This window comes from Lyngbya sp. CCY1209, assembly GCF_055795065.1.
Genome location: NZ_JAYFER010000550.1, coordinates 1 through 5,825 on the forward strand (window position 1 = coordinate 1; position 5,825 = coordinate 5,825).

General features: G+C 58.0%; 5 protein-coding genes. 2 read left to right on the forward strand and 3 right to left on the reverse strand.

Going from position 1 to position 5,825, the window contains the following annotated elements; all coding sequences use genetic code 11:
* Positions 1 to 212: 212 nt before the first annotated feature.
* A complete protein-coding gene (locus AC0QHF_RS19210) occupies positions 213 to 602 on the reverse strand; it encodes a nuclear transport factor 2 family protein (protein ID WP_324705850.1) in 390 nt (129 codons plus the stop codon).
* A 185-nt stretch (positions 603 to 787) separates the two neighbouring features.
* On the opposite strand from AC0QHF_RS19210, the gene AC0QHF_RS19215 reads away from it, so the two are divergent.
* A complete protein-coding gene (locus tag AC0QHF_RS19215) occupies positions 788 to 1,903 on the forward strand; it encodes a tetratricopeptide repeat protein (protein WP_324705851.1) in 1,116 nt (371 codons plus the stop codon).
* Positions 1,904 to 2,072: 169 nt separating this feature from the next.
* Positions 2,073 to 2,663, forward strand: a complete 591-nt coding sequence (locus AC0QHF_RS19220) for a L,D-transpeptidase (protein WP_324705852.1) — start codon at positions 2,073 to 2,075, stop codon at positions 2,661 to 2,663.
* Here the strand turns inward: AC0QHF_RS19220 and AC0QHF_RS19225 are convergent.
* Together AC0QHF_RS19225 and AC0QHF_RS19230 are read right to left on the reverse strand one after the other, a co-directional pair.
* Complete coding sequence (locus tag AC0QHF_RS19225) at positions 2,647 to 4,191, reverse strand: gamma-glutamyltransferase (protein WP_324705853.1); 1,545 nt, start codon at positions 4,189 to 4,191, stop codon at positions 2,647 to 2,649. The genes AC0QHF_RS19220 and AC0QHF_RS19225 overlap by 17 nt on opposite strands.
* A gap of 60 nt (positions 4,192 to 4,251) precedes the next feature.
* Positions 4,252 to 5,511 carry a bifunctional sterol desaturase/short chain dehydrogenase gene (locus AC0QHF_RS19230; protein ID WP_324705854.1) on the reverse strand — a complete coding sequence of 420 codons (1,260 nt, stop codon included), beginning with the start codon at positions 5,509 to 5,511 and terminating at the stop codon, positions 4,252 to 4,254.
* Between the last annotated feature and the right edge of the window lie 314 nt (positions 5,512 to 5,825).

Consider the following 5,825-nt stretch of genomic DNA (forward strand, 5'->3'; position numbering starts at 1 on the left):
TTGAGATTTTCGGGCAAGCGCAGAGGCTGGCCCCTACCATTTGGTGAGCGCGATCGCACCCCAAATTCATCCGAACTTGGTGTGGGGGCTACCTGATACGGTTGCCACCATTTGAGATTCCGGTTGCCACCATTTGAGATTTTCGGGCAAGCGCAGAGGCTGGCCCCTACCATTTTTATTGATGGGTTTTTATGGATTTTTATTGATCAAAATCACCGCCGCATCAGGGGACTGCCGTGGTGGTGAATCAGGTACCAGCGATCGCCCATCAACTGAAAAATATTCGTCGCCATCGACTCGGCTCGAACCCGACGCCGCCCGACAATTTGCATGACGTTTTCGATCGCGACAATATAGGCGATTTCCCCGCAGATATCGGTGGAGATGATCTCGATATTAATTTCGAGGTATTGGGTTCCCTTAAAAATTTGTTGCCACGATCGCTCGATCGCATCCCATCCCTTGAGGGCTTCGCGGCCCGGGTGGATGCAGAGGCTCGAAGTTCCCCGAGACCAGACGGCACTCATCGCCTCTATATCCTTTTTCTCAAATGCCCGGTAAAATGCTTTGTTGGCTGCGATTAATGCTTGTCGGTCGGTCATGGAGGTTGGAGATAAGTGGGAAGGGCGATCGCAGACTCGCGGATCGATCCCGGATCGATCCCGAATTGGATTGCATTATAGTATTAACCATTCTTGCTCTCAAATCATCCCCTTGCAGATGGGGCCGCTAATGGTATAACTAAATGATCGGATCGCTCACTGTAACGCTCACTCACTTTTAGGCCGTGTTCAAGACAACTCAACTGCTCCTCGGTAACATTTTGGTGGCTCTCGTCGCCACGACCGCCGTCGTTCCGGCCGCAGCCAGACCGCCGGAAACCTTAGCCCAGGCCAATTCCTCGGCCAATACCGCCCAACTCGACGAATTGCTACAACAGGGGCGGGATCTCGTCGATCGCGGGGATATTGACCGGGCCCTCACCCTCTACGTCCAAGCGGCGGGGCTGGACCCGAGCGACCCGAAAATTTATTCGGGGATCGCCTATTTGGAAGCCCTGCGGGGCAACTTTCAAGCGGCGGTGAAATTTTATCAGGACGCCATCACCCTCGACCCGAACAACGGTGATTTTCAGTACGGTTTGGGGTACAGTTTCGCACAGTTGCAAGATTATGCATCGGCGGCGCAAGCCTATCGGCGGGCGACCAATTTGCAGCGGGATAATATCAACGCCCATCTGGGGTTGGCGGCGAGTCTGTTCCGACAGGGGGACTACAACGGTGCCATTCAAGCCTATCAGGTCGCCCTGGCTCTGGAGCCGGAGAATTGGGAGGCCCATGCGTCCCTGGGAATGGCTTGGCTGAAATGGGGGGACGTGGCGAGAGCGGAAGAAATGCTCGAACAGGCGATCGCGTTGGCCCCCAACGAAGCGAGTATTTATATCAAACTGGGGGCGGCCCGTCTGCAACAGGGCGATCGCGAGGGGGGGCTGCAGGCGTTTCAACAGGCGGCGCAATTGGCGCCCTACAACGGGGACATTCAGTACCAAATTGGAGAAATTTTCCGCGTCCAAGAAGATTTTGAACGGGCGAAGCGGGCCTATCAGCAAGCCTTGGTGATGAAGCCGGATCTAGTGGATGCCAGTATCGCGATGGGTGAAATTCAACTCCAACAAGAGGATTATATCGGCGCGATCGTCAGTTTTCGGCGGGCGGCCGATCGCTTCCCCGACGAACCGTCGGTTCACTACAATTTGGGTCTGGCTCTGAAAGCGAGGGGCGGTCGGCAACCCCAGGCGATCTCATCCTTTAAAAAAGCCCGGGATCTCTATGAACAACGGGACGATCGGGAAGGGGTGAAAAAGGCAGAAGCGGCGATCGAGGAATTGGAAGCGGAGGATTAATTTAGACAGTTGTAGCGGCTCGCTGGTCTTCGCCCTCTCCAACTCTCGATTCACCTTCCCAAATCCGGTTTGATTCTGCTATCTTATTAGCATTTTAACGGAACTGCAAAATTCCTCAGAGAGTCATTTTGTAATGGTGGTATCTTGTTTTTTGGTGAGGAGTCTGGATATGATCCCAAAATTGATTTTTCAGGATCGGCTGCAGAAGGTCGCGATGGCGACGCTGGGAATCGGGATGCTGTTGGCGGGGACACCCAAACCCGCGGCGGCATCGACTCCGGCGGTGATTCGCGTCCGTCCGCCCCAGGCCCTCTTAAATCCGAGCATCCCCCCCCTGGACGACCCCTCCATCTACCTGCCCCGGGGCGAGTTGCCGGTGCGGTTGGAACTGCGCCTGGGGGAACGCCGGGTTTATGTGTTACGGGGCGATACGGAGGTCGCCAGCTATCCGGTGGCGGTGGGAAAACCGGGTTGGGAGACGCCGACGGGGACTTTCCAGGTGATCCAGAAGGTCGAAAATCCGATGTGGCAGAATCCCTGGAGCGGGGAAGTGCGTCCGCCGGGGGAAGATAGCGCCCTCGGGTTGCGGTGGATCGGTTTTTGGAGCGACGGGAAGGATACGATCGGGTTTCACGGGACGCCGACGGTGAACTCCATCGGACAGGCGGCTTCCCACGGCTGCGTCCGGATGTACAACGAGGACGTGGTGGCCCTGTTTGAACAGGTGGAGTTGGGAACCCCGGTCACGGTGGTGCCGTAATTGCGATCGCCCCCTGGCGGCGCCAATCCGCGATCGCCTGAAGTTCCCCGTTTCCGTCAATTCCGGCGAGTTTGATGCCGCCGAAGAACATATCGGGGCGATCGAATCGGCGGATGGGGAATTGTCGTTCCAACAAACTGACGTCCAGACCCGGTTCGCAGAGGATGGCGGGGGGATCGACGTCGAGTTTGACGTGCAGTCGGGGGGCGACGATCGCCTCGTCGAGGGATTTGCCCTCCAAGGCGTAGCGGACCCACATTTGGGCCATCGAAGTGGTGATGCGGCTGGCGCCGGGGGTCCCGAATGCGATCGCCCGTCCGTCGGGGTGGCGGGCCAGGGTGGGCACCATGTTGGAGACGAGGCGGGAACCGGGGGGCGCGGACAGGAAGCCCCGGGGGTTCAACTCCGGTTCCCCCAAACTGTTGTTGCAGGGGATGCCGGTGCCGGGGATGGTGATGCCGGACCCGTAGCCGTTACTCAGCGTTATCGCCACCATCGCCCCGGAGTCCGCCACCACGGAGAGATGGGTGGTGTGGGGGGAATGGAGGGCGTCGAGGTAAGTCCGCAGGGCGTCCCGTTCCAGGAGGACTTGTACGCGGCGATCGTCGAAATCGGGCGTTTTGAAGTCCACTTCCCGCAGTCGGAACAGGCAGAGTTGGGCGCGGGCCTGTTGCAGCGATCGCTCCGCCTCCGTATTTTCCGGACTCCAGTCCAATTCCGCCAACCGGATCAGACTCCCCAGGGCCACGCCCCCGATCGCCGGTAAAGGATTCAAAGCCAGTTGAAATCCCCCGGAATTGAGCATTAACGGCTTTCGAGCGATCGCCCGATAGTCGGCGAGATCCGATCGCGTCACGAAACCGCCCCCGTCCGCCATTTCCCGGACGAAGGCCGCGGCGATATCCCCTTCATATAACGCTTTGGCCCCTTCCGACGCGATCGCCTCCAGGGTGTCCGCCATGCCGGGAATGCGGCACCATTTCCCCTCCCGGGGCGGATCGTCGCGATCGGGACAGAAACACTCGCGACTGGCCGGTTGGCGGTAAAATAACGGCGCTCCGGCGATATCCAACCACATCGCCGTTGTTTTCCCCATCGGAAAGCCATTTGCCAATTCCAACGCCGGGGCGACCAATTCTGTCCAGGGCAGCGATCCGTGCCGCCGCCAAGCCATCTCCAACGCCGCCAACATCCCCGGAACCGCCACCGCGGCCGGTCCCCCCCGCACGTCGATGCCGTCCCCGTAGGGCAGATGAACCTCCCACCAGTCGGCATTTTCTGAAGATGTCAGATGTCCCGAGGGCATCCCGTCCGCCCCGTCGATCAGTTCCGGGTCTTGTCCTGGCACCTGCACCATGATAAATCCCGAACCGCCCAAGGAACACATGAGCATTTCCGATAACGTGGCAGCCAGGGCGGCGGCGATCGCGATATCCACGGCATTGCCCCCGGCTTCGGCAATTTTTACCCCCGCTTCCACGGTGAGGGGGGAGTCGGCGGCGATCGCGGCGCGGGTGGGAGTGGACATGGAATTGGGGAGTAGGGAGTAGGGAATGGGGAATGGGGAATGGGGAATTTTTGACTTTTTTTATCCCTTCTTCAGTATGGAATCGGGGACGGTTTCAGAATTTTGGGATTTGGTGAATAGTTTGAAATAGGTGGAAACGCAAAATTCCTTGATGGGAATTGCGATAAATGTCAGGGGATTGATCGTGACGATAATTGTCCGCGAGTCCCGTTTCGCCTGGTTGATGATTTGTTTTGCCACCCAGTTCGCCGACATGACGCCGATGGGGTTGAGGTTGCTTTTGAACGGACCCAAAATCAGTTTGCGGATGGTGCAGGGGGAGTCCAGGCGCCGCAGTGTTACCAAATCCCCCAAGGTGCGCTTGCTGAGTTCGTAGAGGGGGCTGAAGGCGGGGCTGGCTTCGGCTTCCGAGGTGTTGACCCAAACTTCTTTTCGGGCGATATTGGTGTTGGTGCGGACGGTTTTTAGGAATAATTCCAACAGCCGCCAACTGGAGAAGGCGTTCACTTCGTAGGACAGCGCGATCGCTTCCGGGGTGCGTTCTCCGTGGACGTTGATGCCGTGGTTGAGGATGAGAATATCGACGGTTTCTAATAATTCCGCCAATTGTTCTTCTTCCCCGACTTGCCAAGTTATCGTTTTGACGGATAATTCTTTCCCGTCCGCCGTCAGGGTGACGGGTTGGGGGCTCGACGAGAGGGCGATGGGTTTGGCGCCGGCGTTGTGGAGGTGCAGCAGCAGCGATCGCCCCAAACTGCCGGAAGCCCCGGTGACGGCGACGGTTTTGCCTTTGAGAGAAAGTGCCGTTCCCATGATTTGATCGATAATTGTGAGGGTGCCGCAAAAGTAGGCGTTTTGGTTGTCGAAATGGTGCCGCCAGTGGTAGGTTCGGTTCACGAACCACCGGGAGGGCGGTTCGGAAAAGGGGCCGGGGAGGTGGGTTAAATCCGTCAATTCGTCGGCGCGGGGAACGCCCAACCCCCGGGCGATCGCGGGAAAGAGGAAACCCGAAGTATAGATCGCACCCGCCAGGGCGAACCAGTGGGGCTCGCCGGTGAGAGCCCAGATTCCCAGCCACAATCCCAGGCTGAAGGTTAGCATGACGATCGCCTCCGGGACGTCGTTGTACCAGTGGGCTTTTCGATAGATCGTCTCGTTGGCGGGGGTGTAGTCCGGCTTGAAAACCCGGTGGTGCCAAGCGTGGAGGCGGTAGAGGGGTTGCCAGAGGTGGGCCAGGACGTGATAGCCGTCCCGCACCAGTTCCACCCACACCACGGAAGCGACTCCCCAAGTTAAATTTGCGATCGCATCAGTCAGCATAACGTTAGAATTCCACACCTCACCCGGTTCAATCGTCAATTTCTCCTTAAGCATTGTATAGCGATGTGGGGTGTGCGGGCGTGGGGTGTGGGGTGTGGGGAAGTAGAAAAAGCCGATTTGATGGGGGTTCGAGGATTCGAGTTATCGCCGATTTTCGATTCCATTGCGAAGCAGGTTCAACCACCAGATTTGATATGGCAATGAGCGAGGCAAGTGTTGACAATTCAGTTCGGGGACAGAACCCGAAACCCCCAATTCTCCCCCCTTACAAAGGGGGGCTGGGGGGGATGCGGTTTCTATTCCCTACACCCTAC

Coding starts and splice junctions, on each gene's coding strand:
- AC0QHF_RS19210 (WP_324705850.1), bottom strand. CDS start 602: ATGACCGACCGACAAGCATTAATCGCAGCCAACAAAGCATTTTACCGG.
- AC0QHF_RS19225 (WP_324705853.1), bottom strand. CDS start 4,191: ATGTCCACTCCCACCCGCGCCGCGATCGCCGCCGACTCCCCCCTCACC.
- AC0QHF_RS19220 (WP_324705852.1), top strand. CDS start 2,073: ATGATCCCAAAATTGATTTTTCAGGATCGGCTGCAGAAGGTCGCGATG.
- AC0QHF_RS19230 (WP_324705854.1), bottom strand. CDS start 5,511: ATGCTGACTGATGCGATCGCAAATTTAACTTGGGGAGTCGCTTCCGTG.